We start from the raw sequence: 25,893 nt of genomic DNA on the forward strand, positions 1-25,893 counted from the left end.
CGGGACATGGTGCAGGCCGCGGTTCAATCCGCAAATTCGGTTGATCAGGGTGGCGACAAGCCGTGGGTCGGGCGTTCAATCGAGCGCGTCGAGGATGCCGCGCTGCTCAGCGGTCGCGGCCGCTTCATCGACGATCTCGGCGTCCAGCCCGGCACGCTGCATGCGACGATCCTGCGCTCGCCGCACGCCCACGCCGATATTGTTTCGATCGACGTTGAAGCGGCCAGGCGGCTGCCGGGCGTTGCCGCGGTCCTGACCGGCGAGCAGATCAAGGCGGTCACCACAAGTCTCGTCGTCGGCGTGAAGGCGCCGGTCGAGTGCTGGCCGATCGCGGTCGAGCGTGTGCGCTATGTCGGCGAACCGGTCGCCGTGATCGTGGCGACTGATCGTGCCCGTGCTGAAGATGCAGCCGAACTCATCAATGTCGCGTATCGCCCGCGAGCGGCCACAGTCGACCCGCTCGGGGCGATAGCACCGGGTGCACCGGTCCTGCACGACGGTTTTCCCGGCAATCTCGCCAGCGACCGCGCGTTCCGCTACGGCGATCCTGAAAAAGCGTTTGCGGATGCGCCGCATCGCTTCTCCATCGACATCCGCTATCCCCGCAACTCCTGCACGCCGATCGAGACTTATGGCGTCGTCGCCTCGCATGATGCCGGCGAGGAAGCCTTTGAGGTTCTCGCGAATTTTCAGGGGCCGTTCAGCATTCACACCGTGATTGCGCGTGCACTGAAGGTGCCGGGCAATCGGCTGCGGCTGCGCACGCCGCCGGATTCCGGCGGCAGCTTTGGCGTCAAGCAGGGCGTGTTTCCGTACATCGTTCTGATCGCGGCTGCTGCGCGCGTCACGGGCCGGCCGGTGAAGTGGATCGAGGATCGGCTCGAGCATCTCACCGCGTCGGTGTCAGCGACCAACCGCGCGACGACATTGGCCGCGGCGGTTGCGGCCGACGGCAAGATTCTCGCGCTCGACTGGGACCAGGTCGAGGATTGCGGCGCGCATCTGCGCGCGCCCGAGCCCGCCACGCTTTACCGCATGCACGGCAACATGACGGGGGCCTACGACATCAACCACGTCAGAATTCGCAACCGCGTCGTGGTCACCAACAAGACACCGACCGGCCTCAACCGCGGCTTTGGCGGGCCGCAGGTCTATTTCGCGCTGGAACGCCTGGTGCAGCGCATCGCGATCGGACTCGGTCTCGATCCGCTCGATGTCATCAAGCGCAATCTGATCGAGGCAGGTGCCTTTCCCTATCGTACCGCAACCGGCGCGTTGCTCGATTCCGGCAACTACCAGGATGCGATCGCGCGCGCGGTCGAGCAGGGCAGGCTCGCGGAACTGAAGGCGCGGCGCGACGCTGCGCGGGCAGAGGGGCGTCTCTACGGGATCGGTTTCACGGCGGTGGTGGAGCCCAGCGTCTCCAATATGGGTTACATCACAACGGTGCTGACTGCCGCCGAGCGCCGCAAGGCCGGGCCGAAGAACGGGGCGCAGGCGACCGCCACTGTCGGCCTCGATCCGGTCGGCAGCGTCACCGTTCACGTCGCCTCCGTGCCGCAGGGGCAGGGCCATCGCACCGTGCTGTCGCAGGTGGTTGCCGACGTCTTCGGCCTTGAGCCGAAAGACATCCGCGTCAACACCGAGATCGACACTGCCAAGGACGCCTGGTCGATCGCGTCGGGCAACTATGCCAGCCGTTTTGCTGCGGCGGTGGCGGGCACCGCCAAGATAGCGGCCGAGCGCGTCGCCGGCCGTCTCGCCCGTATTGCTGCCAGCCAGCTGAACGTCGAGGCCGCGGACATCGTGTTCGCGAAAGGTTTCGTGGCCTCAAAACACAATCCGGAGAACCGGATCGCGTTCTCGCGCGTCGCAGCGCTCAGTCATTGGTCGCCGGGATCGCTGCCTGACGATGCCGGCCAGACCATCCGTGAGACCGTGTTCTGGACACCGCCGGAGCTGACGCCGCCCGGCGAGGACGACCGCATCAACTCCTCGCTGTGCCATGGCTTCATCTTCGACTTCTGCGGCGTCGAGATCGACCGCATTACTCTGCAGACGCGGATCGACCGCTACGTCACCATGCACGATTGCGGCACTATCCTGCATCCCGGCATGGTCAATGGCCAGATCCGAGGCGGCTTCGCGCAGGCGCTCGGTGCCGCGCTCTACGAGGAATATGCCTACGCCGAGGACGGGAGTTTCCTCACGGGAACGCTCGCGGACTACCTGCTGCCGACCACCACCGAGGTGCCGGAGCCCGAGATCTTCCACATGGAGACGCCGTCGCCGTTTACGCCACTCGGCGCGAAAGGCGTCGGCGAAGGGAATTGCATGTCGACGCCGGTCTGCCTTGCCAATGCGGTCGCGGATGCGCTCGGCGTTGCCGACATCACGTTGCCTCTGGTGCCCGCCCGGCTTGCCGAGCTGGTGCGCGGCGCCGAGCCGCCGCCTCCCGCGGATGGCGTGGCCGCGGCACCTGCGCGCGAAGGAGATCGGCGGCTCCGCGGCGAAGGGCAGGCCTCGGTGAGGGGGACGCCCGGGCAGGTTTGGGCCATGCTGCTGGATCCCGCCACGCTCCAATCGATCATTCCCGGCTGCCAGCGCGTCGACAAGATCACCGATACGCATTTCCGCGCGGATGTCACGCTCGGCATCGGCCCTGTCACCGGGCGCTATCGCGCCGACGTGGAGCTGTTCGATCTCGATCCGCCGCGCGCGGTCACCTTGCGCGGCGGCGCCACCGGCGCGCTCGGCTTCGGCAGCGCTGAGGGGCGCGTCACGCTCGCGCCCGACGGCAGCGGCGGGACGAAGCTGACCTACAGCTATGACGCCGCGATCGGCGGCAAGATCGCAAGCATCGGCGGCCGGCTGCTCGACGGCGCGACGCGGGTGATCATCGGCCAGTTCTTCGCAGCGCTTGCCCGCAGGGCCGGCGGCGGTGGCGCCTCGGGCGGCTTCTCGCTGTTGGCTCTGCTGGCGAAGGTCGCCGGCCGGTTCGGGGGGCGCCGATGAAGCCGCCCGCATTTGACTATCTCCGCGCCGAGACCGTCGGCGAAGTCCTCGACGGGCTGGCGCAACAAGGCGGCGATGCCCGTGTGCTCGCCGGCGGACAGTCGCTGATGGCGATGCTCAACATGCGCCTGGCCAAGCCGAAGCTTCTGATCGACATCATGCGGATCCCGGAGCTCCGCAAGATCGAGCGGAAAACTGATGCCGTCGTCATCGGTGCCGGCGTGCGCCAGGCCGATCTGCTGGCCTGGCCGGATCTGGCCGAGGCATTGCCGCTGGTGGCGCTGGCGCTGCCCTGCGTCGGTCACATGCAGACCCGCAGCCGCGGCACCATCTGCGGCTCGCTCGCGCATGCCGACCCCAGCGCCGAGATGCCGCTCGCGCTGGTCGCGCTCGGCGGCGAGGTGCTTTTGCGCAGTGCCAGGCGCCGTCGCCGCGTCGCGGCCAAGGATTTCTTCGCCGGCATGATGCTGACGGCGCGCAGCGACGACGAGCTGATCGAAGGCATCTCGCTTCCGGTCATCAATGGATCTCGCTTCGCGTTCCGCGAGGTCGCACGCCGGCACGGCGATTTTGCCATCGTGGCCTGCGCCGCGATGAAGACGCCATCCGGCGTCCGCCTCGCGGTCGGTGGCGTTGCGGACGTCCCGACCGCGCGGGACTGGCCGCGACTCGAGGGCAGCGCGGTCGACGATGCCCTCAACGCCTTTGCCTACGAGCTCGGCGCCCGCGACGACGTCCATGCCACCGCGCGCTATCGCCACGACCTCGTGCGCATGATCGGCCGCGATCTGATCGGCGAGGTTCTGCGATGACCCGTTTCAAATCCGACGCCCGCCATCCCATCCACGCCTCGCTGAATGGCGAGCCCGTCGCGGGGGAAGCCGAACCTCGGACGCTACTGTCCGATTTCCTGCGCCACCAGTTGGGCGCCACCGGCACCCATGTCGGCTGCGAGCACGGCGTCTGCGGCGCCTGCACGGTCGTCGTCGACGGCATGCTGACCCGTTCCTGCCTCACCCTGGCAGCGCAGGTCGACGGCTGCGAGATCAAGACGGTTGAAGGGCTTGCACCCGCGGCCGATCGCCTCGGCGTGCTGCAACAGGCCTTCCGCCGTCACCACGCGCTCCAGTGCGGCTTCTGCACCGCCGGCATCCTGATGTCGCTCGATCATTATCTCGCCAGGAACCCGGCGCCGACCGAGGCGGAGATTCGCGATCTTCTCAGCGGGCATCTGTGCCGCTGCACCGGCTACACGCCGATCATCCAGGCGGCCCTCGAAGCCGCCGCCCAGCTCGCTTCATCGAAAAAAGAGACGTCAGATGCTTGATCTCGCCAGCAGCTTCATGGCCAGCGCCGCGCGCGATCCGCGCGCCATCGCGCTGGTCGATGGCGATCTCCGCCTGACCTACCGGCAATGGTACGACAAGATCTCTGCTTTGGTCGCATCCTTCGGCCGCCTGGGCCTCAAGCCCGGCGACCACGTCGTCACGCTGCTGCAAAACCGCTGGGAGGCCGCGACGCTGCATTGGGCCTGCCAGTTCGCAGGACTCTTAATCACGCCGATCAACTGGCGAGCCAAGGCCGACGAGCTGGACTTCTGCATCGAGAACGCCGAAGCCCGCGCGGTTTTCTACCAGGATGTCTCCGCTAAGGCGGTGCAGGGTTCGGCGCTTGCCGGCCGGCTGCTACGCGTGTCGGTCGATCCGGGCACAGGCGAGGCGGTCGGCTTTGCCGATCTGATCAGGGGCAGCGCGCCCGACGCCGAGCCGTGCGTCGGCCCTGATGCCTGGTCGATCATGCTCTACACATCGGGCACGACCTCGCGGCCGAAGGGAGTGCCGCGGCGTCATCGCGCCGAGCGTGCCGCGGCGATCGCCCATGTCGCGCAAAATCTCTACGGCCGCGGCGAGCGCACGCTCGGCGTGATGCCGCTCTACCACACCATGGGCGTCCGCTCGTTGCTCGCGATGTCGCTGATCGGCGGCAGCTTCATCTGCCTGCCGCGCTATGACAGCCGCCAGGCGCTGGAGCTGATCGAGCGAGAAGGGATCACCAATCTTTATTTGGTGCCGACGCTCTATCACGATCTCGTCCATCACGAGGCCTTTGCCCGGACCAATGTCTCCAGCGTGCGCAAGCTCGGCTTTGCCGGCGCCTCGATGACGGATGGCCTGCTGAAGAAGCTGAACGAGGCCTTCAGGCCGGAGCTGTTTGTCAATCATTACGGCAGTTCCGAGATCTACACCTTCACGATCGATCAGAACGCTACGGCAAAACCCGGCTCGGCGGGCAAGGCCGGGCTGAACCAGCACGTCAAGGTCGTGCGCATCGGCGCGCGTTCGGTGACGGAGCTTGCCGCGGTGGGCGAGGAGGGCGAGATCATCGCCACGCTCGCGGGCGACGAAGCCTTTGAGGGCTACTGGCGCCGCCCCGAGGCCGACGCCAAGTCGCTGCGCGAGGGCTGGTATTTCACCGGCGACACCGGCTTCGTCGATCCGGACGGCGACCTGTTCGTCACGGGCCGCGTCGACGACATGATCATCACCGGCGGCGAGAACGTCTCGCCGGTCGAGATCGAGAGCTGCCTGTCGCTGCACCCGGCCGTCGACGAGGTCGCGGTGGTTGGCGTCGCCGACGAAAAATGGGGCAAGGTCGTCGCCGCCTTCGTCAAGCGCAATCGCAACGTTTCCGAGATCGAGCTGGAGAAGTTCTGCCGCACCTCGGGCCTCGCCAATTTCAAGCGGCCGCGCCGCTACGTCTTCGTCGACGCGATTCCGAAATCGCCGGTCGGCAAGCTGCTGCGGCGCCTGCTCGTCGCCGGAGAATACGAGACCGAGCGCCGGCCGCCATCGGACGCCGCTTGATCGTCACGCATCAACAGAAGGAAGCGAAAATGCCGTCACCCTATACTTTTGCCGATCCTCGGCTCGCCAAGCTCGATGGGTTCAAGGTCGAGATCGATGAGGCGCATGAGCGCGCGGACATCATCCTGGGACGTCCGCCCTACAACGTCGTGGCGATGCCGCAGCGCGACCAGCTCCGACTGACCTTCGAGACTCTCGATGAGGATCCGCGCGTGCGCATCATCGTGCTGCGCGGAGAGGGCGAGCATTTCTCGAGCGGCGGCAATATCGGAGGCTTCATGGAAGCGAGCCCCGAGCACGTCTCCAAGCTCGCCTGGAACATCGCCGCGCCGGCGCGTTGCGCGAAGCCTGTCATCGTCGCCAATCGCGGCTATTGTTTCGGCGTTGGCTTCGAGCTGTCGCTGGCCTGCGATTTCCGTATCGCCTCGGAGACCACGCAGTACGCGCTGCCCGAACAGAAGCTCGGCCAGATCCCGGGCTCCGGCGGGTCGGCGCGGCTGCAGAAGATGGTCGGCATCACCCGCACCAAGGACATCGTGATGCGCTCCAAGCGCATCTCGGCGAAGCAGGCGCTGGAGTGGGGCATCGCCACCGAATGCGTGCCCGATTCCGAACTGGAGAAGGCGACGGACAAGCTCGTCGACGAGCTCCGCAGCTTCTCGCCGCTGGCGCAGCGCACCGCCAAGAAACTCCTGAACGACACCGAGGATTCGACGCTAGCCATCGCCATCGAGCTCGAAGGCCATTGCTACAGCCGTCTGCGCCAGTCGGAAGATTTCAGGGAAGGCGTCGAGGCCTTCAACGCCAAGCGTCCGCCGAAATTCGCCGGTCGCTGATACGCGACGCAACAAGCTGCCGCGGTTCGCAATGGCGCGGATCGCGGCCCTATTCAAACGGGGAGGGTAAAACAAAATGGCTGAGATGGATATGCCGGTCGCCGGTGCACGGGCATCGACGGATAACAAGCAGATGGTCAATGCGATCATCGCATCAGTGCTCGGATGGGCACTCGACCTGTTCGATTTGTTCATTCTGCTCTATGTGGCGCCGGTGGTTGGCGCGCTGTTCTTCCCGTCGAGCAATGCGGCGCTGTCGCTCGCCGCGGTCTACGGTTCGTTCGCCGTTACGCTGCTGATGCGACCGCTCGGTTCGGCGGTGTTCGGGCACTACGCCGACGTGCACGGCCGCAAGCAGGCGATGCTGATCGCCATCATCGGCGTCGGCATCAGCACGGCCGCGTTCGGCTTGCTGCCGACCATTGCGCAGGTCGGCGTGATCGCTCCCATCGTGTTCCTGATCCTACGCCTGGTGCAGGGCGTGTTCGTCGGTGGTGTCGTAGCCTCGACCCACACGATCGGTACGGAATCGGTGCCGCCGCATTGGCGCGGCGCGATGTCGGGCCTGGTCGGCGGCGGCGGCGCCGGCATTGGCGCGCTGCTGGCGTCCTTCATCTTCCTGATCACGTCCTCGGTATTCCCCGGAGATGCCTTTGCCGTCTGGGGCTGGCGCTTCATGTTCTTCTCGGGTCTGCTGAGCTCGCTGCTCGGCTGGTTCATCTTCCGTAATCTTGAAGAATCTCCCTACTTCAAGGAGCTCAAGCGCCAGCAGGGCAACAAGCAGGCGAAGGTCTCGAAGGCGCCAGTTAAGGACGTATTATCCCGCGAGTATCGCGGCGTCCTGCTGATCAACCTGCTCATTACCTTCGGCGGCGGCGCCGGTTATTATCTGACGTCGGGGTACCTGCCGAGCTTCCTGAAAGTCATCAACGCGGTTCCGAACCAGACCTCCTCGCTGATCCTGATGGGCGCCAGCGTCTCGGCGTTCTTCGCCGCGGTGCTGGTCGGCGCGCTGAGCGATCTCATCGGCCGCAAGAAGACGTTCCTGCTGATCGGCGTCCTGGCGGCGGTGCTGTTGCCGCTGTGCTATCTGAACCTCGCCGCGACCAAGGACACCACGCAGATCACGCTTCTTGCGCTTGCCATCGCGTTCATCGGCAATGCCGGCTATGCGCCGGTGCTGATCTTCCTGAACGAGCGTTTCCCCACGGCGCTCCGCGCCAGCGGCACCGGCCTGTCATGGAACATCGGCTTTGCGCTGGGCGGTATGATGCCGACGTTCGTTTCGCTGGTAAGCGGCAGCCCCGCGGAGATTCCGATGTCGCTGGCCTCCTTCGCAGTCGGCGTGTTCGTGATCTATTTGATCGGCGCGATCGTGATCCCCGAAACCAAGGGCAACTTCCGCTGAGCTGGATCGGCGCGGCTGCACCTGCGGCCGCGCCAGCCACTACCCCGCAAGAAACCCGCCATCCACCGCGACCACCGTTCCGGTCGCGTATTGCGAGGCCGGCATGCAGAGGAAGGCGACGGCACCGGCGATGTCCTCGGGCTGGCCCCAGCGCTTGAACGCGGTGCGGTCGGCGATGCGCTGATAATGGGCGCGGTCGGTGCGGCCGGCTGCATTGATCGCGGTTTCGACATAGCCGGGCGCAACGGCGTTGACGCGGATGCCGTCTTCGGCCCACGCCAGGGCCAGCGCCTTGGTCAGCATCACGACGCCGCCCTTGCTGGCGCAATAGGCAGGAATCCGCGGCAGAGCCAGAGTTGCATTCATCGAGGCGATGTTGACGATCGATCCTTTCATCTTCGCCAGCTGCGAGCGGAACGCCATGCAGGTCCGGAACGTGCCCGTGAGATTGACGTCGAGCACTTTCATGAAGGTCTCGATTTCGTATTCCTTGTCCCGCGCCAGGATGCCGGCACAATTGATCAACGCGTCGACGCGTTGGTGCTGCCCGGCGAGTGACCCGACGGCTTCATCGCTCGTGACATCGAGCGTCGTGAGCGCAAGTCCGGCGCGCGGCTTGAGCAGGGAGCGTGCGAGATCGGCGTCATTGACGCCTGTGGCGGTCACCGTCGCCCCGAGGTCGCAGAACTGGTTGCTGATCGCGGCGCCGATGTCGCCGGCGCCACCGATCACGACGGCATGAAAGCCGGGGGTGAGAGAAAAGCTGGCACTCATCGGAGGATCTCACTTCGGGATTGCAGGAGGCGGAGCCGTCGATTCCCGGACCACCAGCGAGAAGTCGATCTCGCGATGCATGATGGTCTGCTCGCCGGCGAGGCTGCGCACCAGGTATTCTCCGGCCCGCTGCCAGGTCTCGTCGGTTGGGACCTGGATCGTCGTCAGGCTCGGTCGCAAATGGCGGCTCCAGTCGAGGTCGTCGAAGCCGACGACCGACAGATCACGCGGCACCGAAAAGCCGCTGCGCTCCGCTTCCAACAGGACGCCATAGGCAATGACGTCGTTGCCGCAGACCACGGCCGTCGGGCGATTCTTGAGGTTGAGGAGATGGCGGGCCGCCTCGCGCGCGTCGTCCAGGGTATAGGGCACCTCGACATGCCATTCCGGAGGCAGCTCCAGGCAGTTCTCCGCGAGCGCGCGGCGAAAGCCGGCGACGCGGGCGCCGGCGCGGTCGTTGTTGCGCTGAAGCGCGGAAACGATTCCGATCCGGCGATGGCCGAGCTCGATAACATGCTCGGCCGCCCGATGGGCGGCGGCCTCGTTGTTCGTGCCGACGCAAGGGTAGGGCCGGTCGGGCTGATAGATCCCGACATTGATGAAAGGCACCGCATTGTCCGCGAGTAGCTTGCGCAACCCCTCGTGATGGCAGTCGCCCCGCAGCACGAGGCCATCGACGCCGCGGCCGATCAGGTTGCGGGCCTGTTGCAGCTCGACGTCGAGATCGTATCCGCTCGTGGTGAGAAACAGCATGTAACCCACCGAGGAGAGGTATTTTTGCAGCGAGGCGATGCCGCGCGCGAACATCGTGTTGTCGATCGTCGGCACGATCGCGCCAAGCGTACGCGATCGCCGCGATGACAGAATGCGGGCCGGCGCATGCGGGATGTAACCGACGGCTTCGATTGCCTGCGCGATGCGCGCGCGCAGGGACGGGCTCACCGCATCGGGATTGTTGAGCGCACGCGAGACCGATGCCGTCGACACGCCGGCTCGTGCCGCGACGGCGCGGATGCCTTGCTTCGTCAATTTGGCGGACGGTGCGTTCATAATGTAACGTTACAATATCGTCTCACGAGCGAGGTAAGCAGAATAATTGCGATAATGCCGCACAAAGGATCGATTGTCTATCGCTTGACAGAGGTGCGTTGGCGCTTAGGATGTAACCGTTTTCAGAAAGTGCCGACAGCATAATGCGGCCAGCGGGAGGAGAGTTCGATGAAAGTCAGGATGCTCGCGACGCGCGTCGCGTTGCCCGTTCTTGCGATTGCCGCCGTCAGCGCGCAGGCGCGCGCAGCCGATTTCGACTGGATGAAGTTCAAGGGCAAGACCGTCACCTTTCTCGCCAACAACAATCCGGTTTCGCAGGCGCTGCTCACCTATAAGGCCGATTTCGAGAAGCTGACCGGCATGACCCTCAAGGTCGACGGCTATCAGGAACAGCAGATGCGCCAGCGTCTGGTCACCGTCATGAATGCGAACAGCGACGAGGTTGATGTGTTCATGACGCTGCCCTCGCGCGAAGGCGAGCAATTCGCCGCTGCCGGCTGGTACGGCGATCTCACCGCGATGGCCAAGAACGAGGTCGCCAAGGACTACGATCCGGCGGGGTTGAGCCAGGCCTTGCTGAAGGCCGCGACGTTCGGCGGCAAGCTGACCAGCATGCCAATGAACATCGAGGGCCCGATTTTCTATTACCGCACCGATATCTTCAAGAAGTGTGGCCTCGAGGCGCCGAAGACCATCAAGGACGTCGAGGCCGCCGCCGAGAAGATCAAGACCTGCGACAGCACGGTGACGCCGTTCGTCTCGCGTGGCCTCAAGCCTGCGATCGCCTACACCTTCAGCAACATGCTGCACAATATCGGCGGCACGTATATCGCGAGCGGCAAGTCGAGCCTGTGCTCGGCCAAGGGCAAGGAGGCGCTCGACACCTATAGCCGGTTGCTGCGCGACTTCGGACCGCCCGGCGTCGTCAATTATAGCTTCCAGCAGATTTCGGCGCTGTATCGCGGCGGCCGCGCGGCGATGGCGTTCGAATCCTCGAATGAATTGCGCACGGTGATGGAAGGCGGCGCGCGCCTGAAGGACACCGGCCTGTTGCCGTTCCCGGCGGGCGAGGCCGGCCAGGTGCCGACCACGATCGGCTGGGGCATGGCGGTGTCCTCGCACAGCAAGCAGCCCGATGCGGCCTGGTACTTCGTGCAGTGGGCGACGAGCCCCGAGGTGCAGAAGAAGATGGCCCTGCAGGGCATTGCCCCGCCGCGTCCGTCCGTCGCCAAGGATCCCGAATATCGCAAATGGATCGACGAGGAGCCGGTGCGCAAGGAATGGCAGGCCGCGCTCGATGTGCTCGCCACCAAGGGCTCGTCCGAAGTCGGCTATCCCATCGTCGCCAATCCGCAATCGCGCGAGTTCATTGGTCAGGCGGTGCAGGATTTGATCCTGAAGCAGAAGACCGTCGATCAGGCTTGTGCGGACGCCGACAAGGCGCTGGACGCGCTGATCGCGCTGAACTGACCGCCTGGTGCCGGCTGGTGTCCGCGCCGGCCGGCACCTAACTCGATCGAGGACAGGAATACATGTCTGATACGGCTGCGACACTCACGCAGGACCGGCAGAAGCTGGAAATGGCGGCGCTCTCGGCACCGGCCGTGATCTTCACGGTCGCGATGATCGCATTTCCGGTCGTCTATACGATCTGGCTCGGCTTCCAGACTTTCTCTTCGACCGGCAAGCAGTCCTTTGCCGGCCTTGCCAATTACACCAAGCTGATCTCCGACGTCGAGTTCTGGCATGGGTTGTGGATCACCATTGCATTGTTCGTGCTCTCGCTGGTGCTGCAGCTCGTCTTCGGCGTCTGGCTTGCGTTGGTGCTGTTTCATGCCAAGCGCCTTCCTGGGATCGTGCGCTCGCTGTTCATCTCGCCCTTCATGATGCCGCCGGTGGTCGCCGGCATGATGTGGCTCGTGATTCTCGATCCGTCGCTGGGCGCGGCCAATTACATCCTGCAATCGCTCGGCTTGCCGCCATCGGACTGGCTGGCGTCGCCGACATGGGTCATTCCGACGGTCGCGCTGATCGATAGCTGGCAATGGACGCCGTACGTCGCCTTGATCGTGCTCGGCGGCCTGCAATCTCTGCCGCCGAGCGTCTACGAGGCCGCGCAGATCGATGGCGCATCTGCGTTCAAGACCTTCCAGCGCATCACGCTGCCGCTGCTGCTGCCGACCATCGTCACTGCAGCCATCCTGCGCAGCGTCGATCTCCTGCGCTTCTTCGACATCATCTACATCACGACCCAGGGCGGCCCCGGCAACGCCTCGAATACGCTCAATATCTACGGCTTCCGGGTCGGCTTCGAGTTTTTCAACATCGGCTATGCCAGCGCGTTGATGCTGACGCTGACCGCGATCGTGTTCGGCGCCGTGCTCGCCTTCAACCGCCTGCGCGGCGCGGTAGCGTGGTGATCTCATGACCGACGCAGTCAGCACCGACCGCTGGATACGCTGGCTCAACCTGGTGCAGCTCGTGCTGGCCGGCGTGATCATCATGACGCCAACGGTCTGGATGGTGCTGTCCTCCTTCAAGCCGTCCTTCGAGGTGACGGCCTATCCGCCGACACTGATTTTCACGCCGACGCTGGACAATTATGTCGAGCTGACCAAGACGACGCCGTTCCTGAGCTACGCCCTCAACAGCCTGATCGTCACCGTCGGCTCGACCGCGCTTGGGCTCCTGTTCGGAATCCCTGCCGCGTTTGCCGTCTCCTGGACGCGTATTTCGTGGCCGGCGATCCTGACGCTCGCGGCGCGCATGGCACCGGGAACGCTATTCCTGCTGCCGTGGTACGTCATGTTCCGGCAGGTCGGCATGATCGGGTCGTACACGGCGCTGATCCTCAGCCACGCGGTGATCACACTCCCGATCGTGATCTGGGTGCTGCTGCCGTCGTTCGATGCCATTCCACGCAGCGTGTTCGAGGCGGCGCAGGTCGATGGATGCGGGGTCACCCGCATCCTCTGGCGCATCGCGCTGCCGCTGGTGGCGTCCGGCATCGCCGTCTCGGCCATACTCGCCTTCGTATTCTCGTGGAACTACTTCCTGTTTGCGCTGGTGCTCTCCAATGGCGACACCAAGACTCTGATCGCGGCCGCCTTCAATTTCATCGGCGAGGGCTCGACGCAATGGGGCGCCCTGATGGCCGCGGCGACGCTGATCGCATTGCCGCCGCTGGTGCTGGCGGCTCTGGTTCAGCGTTGGCTGGTGTCCGGGCTGACGCTCGGCGCGGTGAAAGGTTAGGTATCTGATGAACGAAATGCCTCGTCCGAACGCGATCATGCAGGCGGCGGTGTTCCATGGTCACGAACGCATCACCATCGAGCCGGTGCGGATGCCCGACGTTGGGGCAAGCGAGGTGCTGGTGCGGGTCTCGCGCACCGCGCTGTGCGGCTCCGACTTCAAGCTCTGGCACAAGGGCGCCGAGTTCACCGCCGGTCACGAGATTTTTGGCGTGGTCGAGCAGCCCGGCCACCGCCTGCATGGCCGCCGCTGCGCCGTCTATATCCCGCTGCACTGCGACCACTGTGCGGCCTGCAAACGCGGCGACACCCAGATGTGCCTGGAGGTCTCGAGCCTGATCGGCTGGAACAGGCCGGGCGGCTATGCCGAATACGTGCCGGTGCCGGAAAACTGCCTGCTGCCGGTGCCCGACGATATCGAGGACAGCCTCGCGCCGCTCTTGCTCGACACCATCGGCACCTCCGGCCACGGCGTTCGGTTCGTCAGTCGTGTCGTGCCGCCGGACGAGGCAGGTGCGGTCCTCGTGATGGGAGCGGGGCCTGTCGGTCTCGGCGTCGTGCTGGCACTCCGCAGTCTCGGCTATGATGACATCCATGTGGCCGATCCGAACGCCGCACGCTTGAATATCGCCCGATCGTTCGGCGCGAAACCGCATCCGGTCGGCGACACATCGAAACGGTTCGCCCTCATCGTGGAATGCTCTGGTGCGCATGCGGCACGCAATCTCGGCATCGAGCTCGTCCTGCCGCGCGGGGCGCTGGTGCTGGTCGGCGAGAACGCCGCGCCCTGGACCATCGAGGAAGGCAAGGTGTTCCGCCGCAAGGACTTCTACATGATCCGGACCTTCTACTTCCCGGTCTCGGATTTCGAGCCGAACGTCGAACTGCTGCGCCGGTACAAGGACGAATACCGCGTTCTCGTCGACGGCGAGTTCGGCCTGTCCGCTTTGCCCGAGAATTTCGCCCGCTTCGCCAAGGGCGAGTTGATCAAGCCTGTACTGGCGCTGGACTAAGCGATCATGGCCTCGATCTCGATCCGCAACCTTACCAAACGCTACGGCAATTTCACTGTGATCCCCGATCTCAATCTGGAGATCGCGGACCACGAATTCGTGGTTTTCGTCGGCCCGTCCGGTTGCGGCAAGTCGACCTTGCTCCGGATCATCGCAGGTCTCGAGCCCATTTCCTCCGGCGACCTCTACATCGGCGACACGCGCGTCAACGGCGTGCAGGCGGCGCAGCGCGACATCGCGATGGTGTTCCAGGATTACGCGCTCTATCCGCACATGCGGGTTTACGACAACATGTCCTTTGCGCTGGAGCTACGGGGAACGCCGAAGGCGGAGATCGACGCGCGGGTGAAGCGCGCGGCGGCGCTGCTGCATATCGAGCCGTATCTCGACCGCAAGCCGAAGGAGCTCTCCGGCGGCCAGCGCCAGCGTGTCGCCATGGGACGTGCGATCGTGCGCAATCCAAAAGCCTTCCTGTTCGATGAGCCGCTCTCAAATCTCGACGCCAAGCTGCGAGGGCAGGTGCGCGCCGAGATCAAGGCGCTGTCGCAGGAGCTCAAGACCACCATGGTTTTCGTGACGCATGACCAGATCGAGGCCATGACCATGGCCGACCGCATCGTGGTGCTTCAGAGCGGCACGATCCAGCAATACGACACGCCCGAGGCGGTCTACGAGCGGCCGGCCAACCAGTTCGTCGCCGGCTTCATCGGTTCGCCAGCCATGAATTTCTTCCCGGTCGAATGGCGACAGGAGCGTGCGATCCTTTCGCAAGGCGGAACGGTGGTGCCGTTGGGCGAGGAGACGGCAAACGGGCTGCGGCATGCCGGCAGCGCTGTGCTTGGCATTCGCCCCGAACATTTTGCCGTTGCCACCGATGCTGCCGACGGCATTACAGTGAACGTCAAGCTCGTTGAGCCGCTCGGCTCGGACACGCTGATCCATTTCGATCTCGCCGGCGCGGCATCCATCGCGCGGGTCGATCCGTCGCTACGACCGAAGGTCGGCGATCGCATCAATCTGCGACCGCAGCCCGGCAAGACGCATCTGTTCGATGCCACAAATGGACAGGTCGTGCGGTGAGCGCATTGGTCAACATCGGCGATCTCTCGGCGCTGGCGGACGTCGCGTCCAAGGCGAGGCCCGTGCACGTGATCTGTCTCGGGTTGTCCGCGCTCGACCAGGTCTGGCGCGTCGACCGGCCGTTCTCGGGTGGAAGCGAGAAGATCAAGGCCGTCGAGTACGGCACGCTCGGCGGCGGCATGGCCGCCAATGCGAGCGTTGCGGTCGCAAAGCTCGGCGCATCCGTCGCGTTCTGGGGGCGGGCAGGGAATGATGCTGCCGGGCACGAGATGAAGTCGGCCTTCACCGCGGAAGGCGTCGACATCGAGAATTTCCGGCTGTTTGCGGACGGCCGCTCGTCCGTCTCCGGTGTCATCGTCGACAATTCCGGCGAACGGCAGATCGTCAATTTCCGCGGTCTCTATCCGGAAGCAGCCGACTGGCTGCCGCTGGAGACCGTTGCCCGCGCATCCTCGGTGCTGGCGGATCCGCGCTGGGTCGAGGGGGCCGCGACGTTGTTCCGCGAAGCCCGCGCGCGCGGGATCCCGACGGTGCTCGACGGCGACATGGCCGATGCCGAGGTGTTCGAGCGGCTGTTGCCCCTGACAGACCATGCAATCTTCTCCGAGCCCGCGCTCACGGCTTTTGGCGGCTCGGCAAAGGATGAAACCCTCGCCGCGCTCGCCCGCTTCGGGTGTCGCATCATCGCCGTCACGCGCGGTGAAGAGGGCGTGAGCTGGTACGAGAACGGCTGCCTGCACCGACAGGCGGCCTTCGCGGTCGATGTGGTCGACACCACCGGCGCCGGCGACGTCTTCCATGGCGCTTATGCCCTCGCGATCGGCGCCGGTCTCGACGTGCGCGACGCGATGGCATTTTCGGCTGCGGCGGCCGCGATGAAATGCCGCCGAGCAGGCGGACGCAACGGAATCCCCACCATCAACGAGTGTCTTGCATTCATGAGGACGAAGCCATGAGAACGATTGGAAAGAACCGCGGCCTGGCGCGTCTGGCCGACGCGGACGGTCATTTTCGCATGGTCGCGCTGGATCAGCGGCCGCCGCTGTTTGATGCTATTGCGAAAGCAAAGGGGATTACGCGGGACCAGGTCGAATATTCCGACGTGACGGCAGCAAAGCGTCTGCTCGTCGAGAACCTCGCGCCGCATTGCAGCTCGATGCTGTTCGATCCGAATTTCGCGGTGCCCGCGGCAATCGATCTTCTGCCGCCGCGTTGCGGTCTCATCATGACCCTTGAAGAGCACCGGGTGGATGAGACGTCGGGCGGACGCAAGTCGCGGGCGATCACCGATTGGAGCGTTGAGAAGATCCGCGCCATGGGCGGCGACGCCGTCAAGGTGCTGGCGTGGTACCGGCCGGACGCCGATGCTGCGGTCATTGAGCATCAGAAGCGGTTCGTTCGCGAGATCGGGCAGGATTGCGCCCGTCACGACATTCCCTACGTCCTGGAACTGCTGGTCTATCCGTTCCTCGGTAGCGCCAATCACACCGCCGACTACGTGGAGTCGCCCGGAAAACTTCCAGGTCTGGTCATCGAGAGCGTGCGCGAGTTCGCCAAGCCGGAATATGGCGTCGACCTTCTGAAGCTGGAGAGCCCGCTGGCGGCCAACAGTCTGCCTGCCCGGGATGGCAGCGCCGAGGCGAAAGCCGCGCAGACGGAGTTCGATGCGATTGGCGACATCTGCCGCGCGCGCAGCATCCCCTGGGTGCTGCTCTCCGGCGGTGCTGCGCCCGAGAAATTCGAACGGGTGCTCGACTTTGCCTATGCCGCGGGCGCGGGCGGGTTTTTGGCGGGCCGCACGATCTGGCTCGATGCCGTCTTGAAGAATTTCCCGGACCGCGCGGCGGTTGCCGCCAGCCTGCGCAAGGACGGCCTTGGTGTGCTCGAACGGCTCAACGAGCTGACAAAGGCCAAGGGAACGCCGTGGAAGGCGCGCTTTCCCGTATTTACTGATATCAAGCGGGAAGGGGACTTCGCGCGCGCGTATTGAGCTGATGGCCGTTCCGCGTGGTCTGATCCCGATCGCAGGATCTGCAACATGACGTCTGACAGCTTCACAATCCGCTCGATCGAAGCGTTCTGCTATCGCTATCCGTTGGCAACGCCGGTGGTGACGTCGTTCGGCCGCATGCTCAACCGCCCCGCTGTCTTCATTCGTGCCGTCGATGAAGATGGCGTCGAGGGATGGGGCGAAGCCTGGTCGAATTTTCCCGCGCCGGGTGCGGAGCATCGCGCACGGCTCGTGAACGAGGTGCTCGCGCCCGGTCTCGTCGGGCGCAAGTTCGACGGTCCGGCTCAAGCCTTCGAGAGCCTGAGTGGGGGCACCGAAGTGCTGGCGCTGCAATGCGGCGAACCCGGTCCGTTTGCGCAGGCGATCGCGGGCATCGATCTCGCGCTATGGGACCTCTCGGCGCGCCGTCGGCGTTTGCCGCTGTGGCGGCTGCTCGGTGGGCACGGCAGCACGATCAAGGTCTATGCCAGCGGCATCAATCCCGGCGGCGCCACGCAGACGGCCGAAACCGCAGTCGAGCGAGGTCATCGCGCGTTGAAGCTGAAGGTCGGATTCGGCGCCGACGTCGACCTCGCCAATCTCGCAGCCCTGCGCCAGATCGTCGGCGCGGGCATGCTCGCGGCGGACGCCAATCAGGGCTGGTCGGTCGAACAGGCGCTTCAGATGCTGGAGCGGCTCGGCGGGTTCGATCTGCGCTGGCTGGAAGAGCCCATCCGCGCCGATCGGCCACGCGAAGAATGGCAAAGACTGCGGGCAGGCGCGGACATGCCGATTGCGGCCGGCGAGAACATCTCGAGCGTCGAAGGCTTCAGGCAGGTGTTGACCGAGGACGTGCTCGGCGTGGTTCAGCCGGACATCGCGAAATGGGGCGGGCTCACGGTCTGTGCCGGGCTGGCGCGTGACATTCTCGACGTGCGCAAGACGTTTTGCCCGCACTATCTCGGCGGCGGCATCGGACTGCTTGCCTCGGCTCATCTGCTGGCCGGTATCGGAGGAGATGGCTGGCTGGAGGTCGACGCCAACGATAATCCGCTGCGCGATTTGTTTTGCGGCTCCCTGATCGACGTGCGTGAAGGCATGGTTCAGCTGAGTGACGACCCGGGGCTCGGAATAGTGCCGGATCTCTCAGCTATCGAGCGCTATCGCAGCATCTAGATCAGTGCGGGTTTGGGGTGTTCTTCCCCTAAAGCACCTCGGCCAAAGACTGGCCGTGCAGCTCGATGTTCAATCCTCGCATGCCAAGGTCGTTGATCTCGCCGCCCATCGCCTTCAGGCTCTCCTCGCGGATCAGGGACATCAGCCCGCGGCGCAGCGCCAAGAATTCCGAGGACATCATCATCGATTGCTGCCGCGGCCGTTCCAGCGGAATTGGGATCTCCGCCTTGATCGAGCCGGGGCGTGCGGTCATGCAGTAGACGCGGTCGGACAGGAAGATCGCCTCGTCGATGTCGTGTGTGACGAACAGCACCGAGATCTTCAGCCGCTGCCACATATTGGTGAGGATCTGCTGCATGATGACGCGGGTCTGGGCGTCGAGCGCACCGAAGGGCTCGTCCAGCAGCAGCACTTTCGGCCCCGTGGCGAGCGCGCGGACGATGCCGACGCGCTGCTTCATGCCGCCTGAGAGCTTTTCCGGATAGTGCTTCTCGAAGGCTTCCAGGCCCGCCAGCCCGAGCAGCGTCCGGGCGGCGCGCTCGCGCTGCGAGCGCGGCATGCCGCGCATCTTCAGCCCGAACTCGACGTTCTCCCGCACCGTCTTCCAGGGAAACAGCGAATATTGCTGGAACACCATGCCGCGCTCGGCGCTGGGACCGCTCACACGCTCGCCGTCGACGGTGACGATCCCTGTGGTGGGTTTAAGGAAGCCGGCGACCGCGTTGAGCAGCGTCGACTTTCCGCAGCCGGAGGGCCCGACGATCGAGACGAATTCGCCTGGCTTCACATGGATCTGTGTATCGGTGACGGCCTGGACCGGTCCCTCGATACTGTCATAGCTGAGGGAGAAGCTTCTGACTTCGATATGGCCTTGCGGTGCCTTGGCGGGGATCTCGCTCATTTCGCCCTCCACGGCATCACCAATTGTCCGGCGCCCCGGATCAGCAGGCTCGATCCCAGGCCGAGAACGCCGATTGCGATCATGCCGAGCGCGATGTCGGCGTATTGGACCAGCGAATAGGCTTCCCAGGTGAAGTAGCCGATGCCGTATTGGCCGGAGATCATCTCGGCCGCGATCAGCGATACCCAGGCCACGCCCATGCCGACCGTAAGGCCGGTGAAGATGTGCGGCAGCGATGCCGGAAAGTACACCTCGCGGAAGATCGAGCGCTCCCTCGCGCCGAGGCACTGCGCAGCGCGCACTAGCACGGGATCGACCAGCGTCATGCCGTGAAGTGTGTTCACCAGGATCGGGAAGAACGAGCCGAGGAAGGTGATGTAGACGATGCTCTGCTCGTTGGTCGGCCACAGCATGATCGCCATCGGCACCCACGCGATTGCCGGGATCGGTCGCAGCACTTCGGCGACCGGGAAGATGACCTCATGGACGAGCTTGAAGCGACCCATCACCAGACCGAGCGGCACCCCGACGATGGCTGCGAGGGAGAAGCCGACGAGGATGCGCCGGCAGCTCAAGACGATGTGCATCAGGAATTTGGGATCGTGGATCGCCTTGATGAAGCTGGCATAGACCGCGAGCGGCGAGGGCACGTTGGTGAAGCGCACGAAGAACACGACGCGATAGGTCGTGAGCAGGTGCCAGAACAGGAGGAACGCCAGCAGCGAGGTGATGCCGATCGCGATCGCGCGCAGGCCGCTGCGGTTCAGTCGATACCAGCGCAGCGCGAGCGTTCCGAAGGAGGGCGGGGTGGCGACGGGCTCCGGACCCGTCTCCGCAATGGCTGTTGCCGGCATGCTGTCCTCGGGATGTCTGAGGATGGCGGGACTGCTCACGTCTTGCCTCCGCCGATCGCCATCTTCACCGCGTCGTCAAAGCCCAGCACCTTGCCGCCGATCTTGGCGGCATAGGCTTCTGCGTCCTTCTTCAGCAGGAACGGCGCGACGTCGCCATCGCCGACCGCAAAGAAGGCCTGGTCGGCGAATAGCTTGATGCCGCGCGTGGTGTCGAAGACGTAGGCCACGTTGATCTTCTTGCCCTTGGCCTTGAAGTCGGCATAGGCCCCCAAGGTGCACGCCGCGGACGCAAACGGCATGATGCCGGCATCATCCACCCAGACCTCGCCGGCCTTGCGCGGATCGGTGATCGGCTTCTTGCAGAAGGCGTCCTCGCCGGCGATCTCGTAATTCTTGGTGCGCGCGAGCTGAGCGTCGTAATCGAGCTTCATCTCGGCATAGGCTTTGCGGATATAGCCATCGTCGACCCATTTCTTCGGATCGAATTCCTTCATCCGGCCGAGGTTTTGCAGAACCTTGACGTCGGCGGTGGCGGCGTCGATCAATGCCGGCTTGACCGTGGGATCGGTGGTCATGTTGCCGCTGGGTCCCAGGAAGATGTACACGACTTCCTTGCTGATGCCGGTCCATTCCTGAATTTTTTCCGCGGCGAGCTTGGGATCGTCGCGCAGCCACTGATTGGCGGCAATGACCGCCTTCAGATAGGCGGTTACGACCTCCGGATATTTCTCGGCGAAATCGGTGCGGACCACGATGCCGTGGAAGGTCGGGACATTGGTCTCGACGCCGTCAAAGATCTTCCGCGCGAAGCCGCGGAACGGCAGCAGCTCGGCGAAGGGAACGAAGTCGGCATGGGCGTCGATCTTCTTTTCCTGGAGATTGGTCGAGCCGACCTCCGGGCTCTGGCTGACGAGCTGGAAGAAGTCGGACGTGTAGCCACGGTCCTGCATCGCCTTCAGCACCATGCCATGGGCGGCGGAGCCGAACGGCACACTGACGAGCTTGCCCTTGAGATCGGCGAGATCATAATAGGGCGAGTCCTTGTGAACGACGATGCCGTTGCCGGAGCCGGACAGGCTGTAGGCGGCGATACCGATCAGCCGACTCTTGCTTTCCGGGTTACTTTCGAAGGTGAAGCCGTTCACGATCAGCGGATAGTCGCCCATCATGCCGATCTGCAGCTTGTTCGCCATCATCGCGTTGGTGACGGGCGGGCCGGAGGTGAAGTTCTGCCACTCCAGCTCGAACTTGATGTTGCTGTATTTGCCGTCTTTCGGCAGATATTTCTCGAGCAGGTGCAATTGGCGGATGACGACACCGGCGGTCACCGTGTTGGTTGTCGTATCCTGCGTTCCAATGCCGAGCGTGACGGTTTCCGCCGAGGCCGGCTGCGCGACCAGAAGGGCCAGCGACGTCGCCGACGTCGCGATCGAGAGCGTGGGAAGACGGCGGACCATTCTCATCCTCATTCGGTTGGATGTGCTGTGGTTGCCATGATTGGGTGAGGGCCCGGACAGGGCAAATCCGGAATGAGCGCTGCAGTCGATTAGTTGCCGGGAAAAGCTGATTGCATACTCCTTGAGCAGTTCTGCACTATAAAGCCGCTTGCCTGTGCAGGGGCGATGGTCGCAAATTCGGTCAGTCGGATGCGTGGCCGCGCATCTCCTCCAGCACGTCCGTCCGGCAGACCACGATCTGTGACCGCTTGGTCTGTACGATTCCCTTTTCCTGCATCCGCTTCAGGCTGATCGTGACCCATTGCCTGGTGGCCCCGACCATGTGTGCAATGTCGGCATGGGTGAAGGCGGCCGCGATCACCCTGCCATCGGCGTCCTCGACGCCATAGAGCTCGACGAGATGCAGCAGCAAATGCGCAAGGCGCTGCGTGATCGAGCGCGTTCCCAGCATCTGCGCGAGAGCCGAATAGCATTTGCCCTTGAACGTCAGGCCTTCGATCAGGCCGATCGCAAGGTTCGGGATCTCGACGGCAAGGGATCGCAGCTCCTTTCCGGGAAGGTGCACGACGCTGCAATTGCTGGACGCAACACCGGACCATTGATGCACGGTGCCTTCGAACACTTCCGGCCCGCCGACGAAATTGCCGACATGCCAATAGGCCAGCGTAATCTCGCGTCCGAGCGGGGAGGTGTAGAATACCCGGATACGGCCGCTCTCGATCAGCCAGATGCCGTCATGCTTGCCGCCCTGGCTGAACAGCGTCTGGCCGCGGTTGAGCACTTTTCGGCGGCCCTGCTTCAGCACCTGCTCCCGCTCGCGTGGGGAGAGCTTGTCCATCAGCGGCGGGGGCCCGCCGATCCATTGCTGGTTCTCGGTGAGCAGCAGCGAGGAGCTGCCTGCAGGCCGGACTGCCGGGGGAACAGCCCCGCGAACCGCATTCGCCGCCTGCAACATCATCTGCCTCCGGAACGTTCAAATCGTTCTAAAGAGGAGCAATGTCCGTGCCAGATTGGGGGTGATTAACTTTCTGCGTCATTCAGGGCTCGCCCTTCGGGCGCCCCGGAATGACGACCCCAGTTATGGGTCATCCCCCGCCAAACTCAGCAGATACGGCTTCGGATAAATCCCCCTGTTATGCCCGTCCGAAAACGAGATGTTCAGCCCATAGCCGAGGTCGCCGATCTCGGTGATGGCGATGCCGGGAAATTGCTCGGGGAAGCGGCCGTCAAAGCGGGCGCGGGTGCAGTGGGCGCATTTGCAGGAGAGGCGAAGTTTTTCGGCAGGGACGCTCAGCGCGCCATCCTGTGAGGTGCGGACGAGTAGCGTCGCCAGATCGGCGCTCGCTTCGTAGTCGGCCACGGTCGGTGCTACCAATGTCGCGGTCATGGCGTATCTCCGACCCCCTTCTACGTCGTCGCGGACGCGCGCGAATAGCAACTAGTTGCCAACGCCGGCTGCTCTCCGATCATCGCCCGCGAAATGTGAAACTAATCGACCGGGAAATTCACTTCCGCGTTGCCGGATTCTCGTCTCTCCGAAACCTTGTGCGCAAACGAGGCATGGAGAGACGGCGGATGAGCCCATTTCAGAAAGAGACGGTTCTGTCGGTCAGGCACTGGACCGAGTCCCTGTTCAGCTTCACCGCGACGCGCGATCCCGGCTTTCGCTTCCAGAACGGCCAGTTTGCCATGATCGGGCTGGAGGTCGAGGGCAAGCCCTTGATGCGGGCTTACAGCATGGCGAGTGCCAATCACGAGGAAGCGCTCGAGTTCTTCTCGATCAAGGTGCAGGACGGTCCGCTGACCTCGCGCCTCCAGAAGATCAGCGAAGGCGACATCATCCTGGTCGGTCGCAAGGCGACGGGGACGTTGATCACCGGCAACCTCATTCCGGGAAAGCGCCTCCTGCTGCTTTCGACCGGCACGGGGCTCGCGCCGTTCGCCAGCCTGATCAAGGACCCCGACGTCTACGATAACTACGAGACGATCGTGCTCGCCCATGGCTGCCGCCAGGTCTCCGAGCTCGCCTATGGCGAGCACGTGGTCGAAGGCCTCCGCAATCACGAGTTCTTCGGACCGCTGATCCGCGACAAGCTCGTCTACTATCCGACCGTCACCCGAGAGCCGTTCAGGAATCGTGGCCGCATCACCGATCTGATCGCCTCGGGCCAGCTCTTCGACGATATCGGGCAGGGCAGCCTCGATATCGAGACCGACCGCATCATGCTCTGCGGCAGCCCGGCGATGCTGGAGGAGCTCCCCGCGATGTTCTCCGCGCACGGCTTCGTCGAAGGAAACTACAGCCAGCCCGGCCATTTCGTAATCGAGAAAGCCTTCGTCGAGCGCTGAGGCGCAAATCGCGTCCCGGCGACAACTAATTGCTATCGCCGAGACGCCCTCTGAACAAATCTGATGCAAAGGCGCCGGAAATGCCGGCGAACCAGGAGCAAGCGATGGCACTAGATCAGATCGTCGACGGACTTTCGGAGGTTTCCTGCGATGTGCTGGTCATCGGCGGCGGCACGGCCGGCCCGATGGCTGCGCTGAAGGCGAAGCTGAAGAATCCGAAGGCCAATGTCGTCCTGCTCGAAAAGGCCAACGTCAAGCGCTCCGGCGCGATCTCGATGGGCATGGACGGCTTGAACAACGCCGTCATTCCCGGCTATGCGACGCCGGAGCAGTACACCAAGGAAATCACCATCGCCAATGACGGCATCGTCGACCAGAAGGCGGTCTATAAATACGCGCAGAACTGCTACGGCATCATCGAAGAACTCGACAGTTTCGGCATCCGCTTCCTGAAGAACGAGAACGGCGACTACGCCGTCAAGAAGGTGCATCATATCGGCACCTATGTGCTGCCGATGCCGAACGGCGAGACAGTGAAAAAGGCGCTCTACCGCCAGCTCCGGCGTGCCCGCATCCTGATCTCAAATCGATACATGGCGACGCGTCTGCTCAAGTCGGCAGATGGGCGCATCGCTGGCGCGATCAGCGTCAATACGCGTACCGCAGAGATGCTGGTGATCAAGGCCAAGGCCGTGATCCTGTGCATGGGCGCGGCCGGCCGCCTGGGTCTGCCGACCTCCGGCTACATGTTCGGAACCTACGAGAATGCTGCCAATTCCGGCGATGGCTATTCGATGGCCTATCACGCCGGCGCCGCGCTTGCGAACCTCGAATGCTACCAGATCAATCCGCTGATCAAGGATTACAACGGTCCCGCCTGCGCCTACGTCGCCGGTCCCTTCGGCGCCTTTACCGCCAACAACGAGGGATCGCGCTTTATCGAATGTGATTACTGGTCCGGACAGATGATGCTCGAATTCTACAACGAGCTGCTGTCGGGTAAGGGCCCGGTGTTCCTCCAGCTCAAGCATCTCCACCCGGATACAATCTCGGAAATCGAATCAACGCTGCACAAGGTGGAGCGGCCGACGCGTGGCCTGTTCCAGCAGGGACGCGGGGTCGATTACCGCAACGATTCGATCGAGATGCACATCTCCGAGATAGGCTTCTGCTCCGGCCATAGCGCCTCCGGCGTGTTCGTCGACGACAATGCGCGCACCACCGTGGCCGGCCTCTACGCCGCCGGCGACATGGCGAGCGTGCCGCACAATTACATGCTCGGGGCCTTCACCAACGGCGCAGTGGCCGGCATCGATGCGATGGAGTTCGCCGACAGCCACGACTTCGCGGAGTTCGATGCCGCCGACGTGGCCAGGGAGCGCGACCGCGTGATGGCGCCGACCAGGCGCGAGGACGGTATTCCGCCGAACCAGGTCGAGTACAAGACCCGCCGTCTCGTCAACGACTATCTCCAGCCGCCGAAGGTCACGCGCAAATACGAGCTCGGCATGCGCCGCCTCGCCGAGGCGCGGCAAGACATGCAGGAACACATGATTGCGCGTAACGCACACGAGCTGCTCCGCGCGCTTGAAGTGCAGTCGATCATGGACTGCGCCGACATGGCGGTACATGCCTCGCTCTACCGCGAGGAGAGCCGCTGGGGTCTCTATCACTGGCGCACGGACTTCCCGGAGAAGGACAACGAGAACTGGTTCTGCCACACCTTGCTGAGCAAACAGAACGGCAGGATGACCAGTGAGAAGCGCGCGGTTGAGCCCTATGTCGTCCCGATCGCGGACGACGAGAAGGATCTCTACGACAAGCAGCGCATCCGCGCGACCGCCTGATCCACCGCCAACGACAAGCAACAGGAGA

At 64.1% G+C, this 25,893-nt stretch carries 23 protein-coding genes; 16 read left to right on the forward strand and 7 right to left on the reverse strand.

Features of this window, described 5'->3' with window-relative positions; translation table 11 throughout:
• Positions 1–6 precede the first annotated feature (6 nt).
• The 6 genes from GGD66_RS20505 to GGD66_RS20530 all read left to right on the forward strand — a co-directional run bounded on the left by GGD66_RS20505 (position 7) and on the right by GGD66_RS20530 (position 8,123).
• Complete coding sequence (locus GGD66_RS20505) at positions 7–3,015, forward strand: molybdopterin cofactor-binding domain-containing protein (RefSeq protein WP_183258813.1); 3,009 nt, start codon at positions 7–9, stop codon at positions 3,013–3,015.
• On the forward strand, positions 3,012–3,827 hold the full coding sequence (locus tag GGD66_RS20510; protein ID WP_183258814.1) for a xanthine dehydrogenase family protein subunit M: 816 nt from the start codon (positions 3,012–3,014) through the stop codon (positions 3,825–3,827). The genes GGD66_RS20505 and GGD66_RS20510 overlap by 4 nt, the downstream gene beginning before the upstream one ends.
• Positions 3,824–4,342 (forward strand): (2Fe-2S)-binding protein, encoded by a 519-nt coding sequence (locus tag GGD66_RS20515; protein WP_183258815.1) that lies wholly within the window; start codon positions 3,824–3,826, stop codon positions 4,340–4,342. The genes GGD66_RS20510 and GGD66_RS20515 overlap by 4 nt, the downstream gene beginning before the upstream one ends.
• The gene (locus tag GGD66_RS20520; RefSeq protein ID WP_183258816.1) at positions 4,335–5,879 is read left to right on the forward strand and encodes an AMP-binding protein; all 1,545 of its coding nucleotides are present in this window, start codon (positions 4,335–4,337) and stop codon (positions 5,877–5,879) included. Before GGD66_RS20515 ends, GGD66_RS20520 begins: the two co-directional genes overlap by 8 nt.
• Before the next feature lie 29 nt (positions 5,880–5,908).
• Positions 5,909–6,715: an enoyl-CoA hydratase/isomerase family protein gene (locus tag GGD66_RS20525; protein WP_092261952.1), complete on the forward strand. Its 807-nt coding sequence runs from the start codon at positions 5,909–5,911 to the stop codon at positions 6,713–6,715.
• A gap of 76 nt (positions 6,716–6,791) precedes the next feature.
• Entirely contained in the window at positions 6,792–8,123 is a 1,332-nt protein-coding gene (locus GGD66_RS20530) for an MFS transporter (RefSeq protein ID WP_183258817.1), read from the forward strand.
• A gap of 39 nt (positions 8,124–8,162) precedes the next feature.
• Here the strand turns inward: GGD66_RS20530 and GGD66_RS20535 are convergent, their stop codons facing one another.
• Both GGD66_RS20535 and GGD66_RS20540 read right to left on the reverse strand, forming a co-directional pair.
• The gene (locus tag GGD66_RS20535; protein ID WP_092261890.1) at positions 8,163–8,897 is read right to left on the reverse strand and encodes an SDR family NAD(P)-dependent oxidoreductase; all 735 of its coding nucleotides are present in this window, start codon (positions 8,895–8,897) and stop codon (positions 8,163–8,165) included.
• A 9-nt stretch (positions 8,898–8,906) separates the two neighbouring features.
• Positions 8,907–9,947 (reverse strand): LacI family DNA-binding transcriptional regulator, encoded by a 1,041-nt coding sequence (locus GGD66_RS20540; protein WP_092261891.1) that lies wholly within the window; start codon positions 9,945–9,947, stop codon positions 8,907–8,909.
• A 168-nt stretch (positions 9,948–10,115) separates the two neighbouring features.
• Between GGD66_RS20540 and GGD66_RS20545 the strand changes: the two genes are divergently transcribed.
• The 8 genes from GGD66_RS20545 (at position 10,116) to GGD66_RS20580 (ending at position 18,457) form a co-directional block, all read left to right on the forward strand.
• On the forward strand, positions 10,116–11,417 hold the full coding sequence (locus GGD66_RS20545; protein WP_092261892.1) for a sugar ABC transporter substrate-binding protein: 1,302 nt from the start codon (positions 10,116–10,118) through the stop codon (positions 11,415–11,417).
• A gap of 62 nt (positions 11,418–11,479) precedes the next feature.
• Positions 11,480–12,367, forward strand: a complete 888-nt coding sequence (locus GGD66_RS20550; RefSeq protein WP_049814758.1) for a carbohydrate ABC transporter permease — start codon at positions 11,480–11,482, stop codon at positions 12,365–12,367.
• Positions 12,368–12,371: 4 nt separating this feature from the next.
• On the forward strand, positions 12,372–13,199 hold the full coding sequence (locus tag GGD66_RS20555; RefSeq protein WP_183258818.1) for a carbohydrate ABC transporter permease: 828 nt from the start codon (positions 12,372–12,374) through the stop codon (positions 13,197–13,199).
• Positions 13,200–13,206: 7 nt separating this feature from the next.
• Positions 13,207–14,211 carry a zinc-binding dehydrogenase gene (locus GGD66_RS20560; protein ID WP_183258819.1) on the forward strand — a complete coding sequence of 335 codons (1,005 nt, stop codon included), beginning with the start codon at positions 13,207–13,209 and terminating at the stop codon, positions 14,209–14,211.
• Positions 14,212–14,217: 6 nt separating this feature from the next.
• A complete protein-coding gene (locus GGD66_RS20565; protein ID WP_183258820.1) occupies positions 14,218–15,291 on the forward strand; it encodes an ABC transporter ATP-binding protein in 1,074 nt (357 codons plus the stop codon).
• Positions 15,288–16,247 (forward strand): sugar kinase, encoded by a 960-nt coding sequence (locus GGD66_RS20570; RefSeq protein ID WP_183258821.1) that lies wholly within the window; start codon positions 15,288–15,290, stop codon positions 16,245–16,247. Before GGD66_RS20565 ends, GGD66_RS20570 begins: the two co-directional genes overlap by 4 nt.
• Positions 16,244–17,281 carry a tagatose 1,6-diphosphate aldolase gene (locus GGD66_RS20575; protein ID WP_183258822.1) on the forward strand — a complete coding sequence of 346 codons (1,038 nt, stop codon included), beginning with the start codon at positions 16,244–16,246 and terminating at the stop codon, positions 17,279–17,281. The genes GGD66_RS20570 and GGD66_RS20575 overlap by 4 nt, the downstream gene beginning before the upstream one ends.
• Before the next feature lie 48 nt (positions 17,282–17,329).
• Complete coding sequence (locus GGD66_RS20580) at positions 17,330–18,457, forward strand: mandelate racemase/muconate lactonizing enzyme family protein (protein WP_183258823.1); 1,128 nt, start codon at positions 17,330–17,332, stop codon at positions 18,455–18,457.
• A gap of 28 nt (positions 18,458–18,485) precedes the next feature.
• Here GGD66_RS20580 and GGD66_RS20585 read toward each other — a convergent pair whose 3' ends face one another.
• The 5 genes from GGD66_RS20585 to GGD66_RS20605 all read right to left on the reverse strand — a co-directional run bounded on the left by GGD66_RS20585 (position 18,486) and on the right by GGD66_RS20605 (position 23,056).
• Entirely contained in the window at positions 18,486–19,358 is an 873-nt protein-coding gene (locus GGD66_RS20585; RefSeq protein ID WP_177237457.1) for an ABC transporter ATP-binding protein, read from the reverse strand.
• On the reverse strand, positions 19,355–20,251 hold the full coding sequence (locus GGD66_RS20590) for an ABC transporter permease (RefSeq protein WP_183258824.1): 897 nt from the start codon (positions 20,249–20,251) through the stop codon (positions 19,355–19,357). The genes GGD66_RS20585 and GGD66_RS20590 overlap by 4 nt, the downstream gene beginning before the upstream one ends.
• On the reverse strand, positions 20,248–21,669 hold the full coding sequence (locus tag GGD66_RS20595) for an ABC transporter substrate-binding protein (RefSeq protein ID WP_183258825.1): 1,422 nt from the start codon (positions 21,667–21,669) through the stop codon (positions 20,248–20,250). The genes GGD66_RS20590 and GGD66_RS20595 overlap by 4 nt, the downstream gene beginning before the upstream one ends.
• A 181-nt stretch (positions 21,670–21,850) precedes the next feature.
• A complete protein-coding gene (locus tag GGD66_RS20600) occupies positions 21,851–22,627 on the reverse strand; it encodes a Crp/Fnr family transcriptional regulator (protein WP_092261903.1) in 777 nt (258 codons plus the stop codon).
• Between the two features lie 120 nt (positions 22,628–22,747).
• Positions 22,748–23,056: a gamma-butyrobetaine hydroxylase-like domain-containing protein gene (locus GGD66_RS20605; RefSeq protein WP_183258826.1), complete on the reverse strand. Its 309-nt coding sequence runs from the start codon at positions 23,054–23,056 to the stop codon at positions 22,748–22,750.
• A 188-nt stretch (positions 23,057–23,244) separates the two neighbouring features.
• Here GGD66_RS20605 and GGD66_RS20610 point away from each other — a divergent pair, with 188 nt between their 5' ends.
• Positions 23,245–24,018 carry a ferredoxin--NADP reductase gene (locus GGD66_RS20610; RefSeq protein WP_183258827.1) on the forward strand — a complete coding sequence of 258 codons (774 nt, stop codon included), beginning with the start codon at positions 23,245–23,247 and terminating at the stop codon, positions 24,016–24,018.
• A gap of 104 nt (positions 24,019–24,122) precedes the next feature.
• Positions 24,123–25,865 (forward strand): fumarate reductase/succinate dehydrogenase flavoprotein subunit, encoded by a 1,743-nt coding sequence (locus tag GGD66_RS20615; protein WP_183258828.1) that lies wholly within the window; start codon positions 24,123–24,125, stop codon positions 25,863–25,865.
• Positions 25,866–25,893: the final 28 nt, after the last annotated feature.

Origin of the sequence: Bradyrhizobium sp. CIR48, assembly GCF_014198315.1 — a bacterium.
Classification (GTDB): domain Bacteria; phylum Pseudomonadota; class Alphaproteobacteria; order Rhizobiales; family Xanthobacteraceae; genus Bradyrhizobium.

Coding starts and splice junctions, on each gene's coding strand:
- GGD66_RS20585 (WP_177237457.1), bottom strand. CDS start 19,358: ATGAGCGAGATCCCCGCCAAGGCACCGCAAGGCCATATCGAAGTCAGA.
- GGD66_RS20595 (WP_183258825.1), bottom strand. CDS start 21,669: ATGGTCCGCCGTCTTCCCACGCTCTCGATCGCGACGTCGGCGACGTCG.
- GGD66_RS20615 (WP_183258828.1), top strand. CDS start 24,123: ATGGCACTAGATCAGATCGTCGACGGACTTTCGGAGGTTTCCTGCGAT.
- GGD66_RS20545 (WP_092261892.1), top strand. CDS start 10,116: ATGAAAGTCAGGATGCTCGCGACGCGCGTCGCGTTGCCCGTTCTTGCG.
- GGD66_RS20555 (WP_183258818.1), top strand. CDS start 12,372: ATGACCGACGCAGTCAGCACCGACCGCTGGATACGCTGGCTCAACCTG.
- GGD66_RS20580 (WP_183258823.1), top strand. CDS start 17,330: ATGACGTCTGACAGCTTCACAATCCGCTCGATCGAAGCGTTCTGCTAT.
- GGD66_RS20505 (WP_183258813.1), top strand. CDS start 7: ATGGTGCAGGCCGCGGTTCAATCCGCAAATTCGGTTGATCAGGGTGGC.
- GGD66_RS20600 (WP_092261903.1), bottom strand. CDS start 22,627: ATGATGTTGCAGGCGGCGAATGCGGTTCGCGGGGCTGTTCCCCCGGCA.
- GGD66_RS20535 (WP_092261890.1), bottom strand. CDS start 8,897: ATGAGTGCCAGCTTTTCTCTCACCCCCGGCTTTCATGCCGTCGTGATC.
- GGD66_RS20565 (WP_183258820.1), top strand. CDS start 14,218: ATGGCCTCGATCTCGATCCGCAACCTTACCAAACGCTACGGCAATTTC.
- GGD66_RS20550 (WP_049814758.1), top strand. CDS start 11,480: ATGTCTGATACGGCTGCGACACTCACGCAGGACCGGCAGAAGCTGGAA.
- GGD66_RS20540 (WP_092261891.1), bottom strand. CDS start 9,947: ATGAACGCACCGTCCGCCAAATTGACGAAGCAAGGCATCCGCGCCGTC.
- GGD66_RS20605 (WP_183258826.1), bottom strand. CDS start 23,056: ATGACCGCGACATTGGTAGCACCGACCGTGGCCGACTACGAAGCGAGC.
- GGD66_RS20530 (WP_183258817.1), top strand. CDS start 6,792: ATGGCTGAGATGGATATGCCGGTCGCCGGTGCACGGGCATCGACGGAT.
- GGD66_RS20520 (WP_183258816.1), top strand. CDS start 4,335: ATGCTTGATCTCGCCAGCAGCTTCATGGCCAGCGCCGCGCGCGATCCG.
- GGD66_RS20575 (WP_183258822.1), top strand. CDS start 16,244: ATGAGAACGATTGGAAAGAACCGCGGCCTGGCGCGTCTGGCCGACGCG.
- GGD66_RS20510 (WP_183258814.1), top strand. CDS start 3,012: ATGAAGCCGCCCGCATTTGACTATCTCCGCGCCGAGACCGTCGGCGAA.
- GGD66_RS20560 (WP_183258819.1), top strand. CDS start 13,207: ATGAACGAAATGCCTCGTCCGAACGCGATCATGCAGGCGGCGGTGTTC.
- GGD66_RS20515 (WP_183258815.1), top strand. CDS start 3,824: ATGACCCGTTTCAAATCCGACGCCCGCCATCCCATCCACGCCTCGCTG.
- GGD66_RS20525 (WP_092261952.1), top strand. CDS start 5,909: ATGCCGTCACCCTATACTTTTGCCGATCCTCGGCTCGCCAAGCTCGAT.
- GGD66_RS20610 (WP_183258827.1), top strand. CDS start 23,245: ATGAGCCCATTTCAGAAAGAGACGGTTCTGTCGGTCAGGCACTGGACC.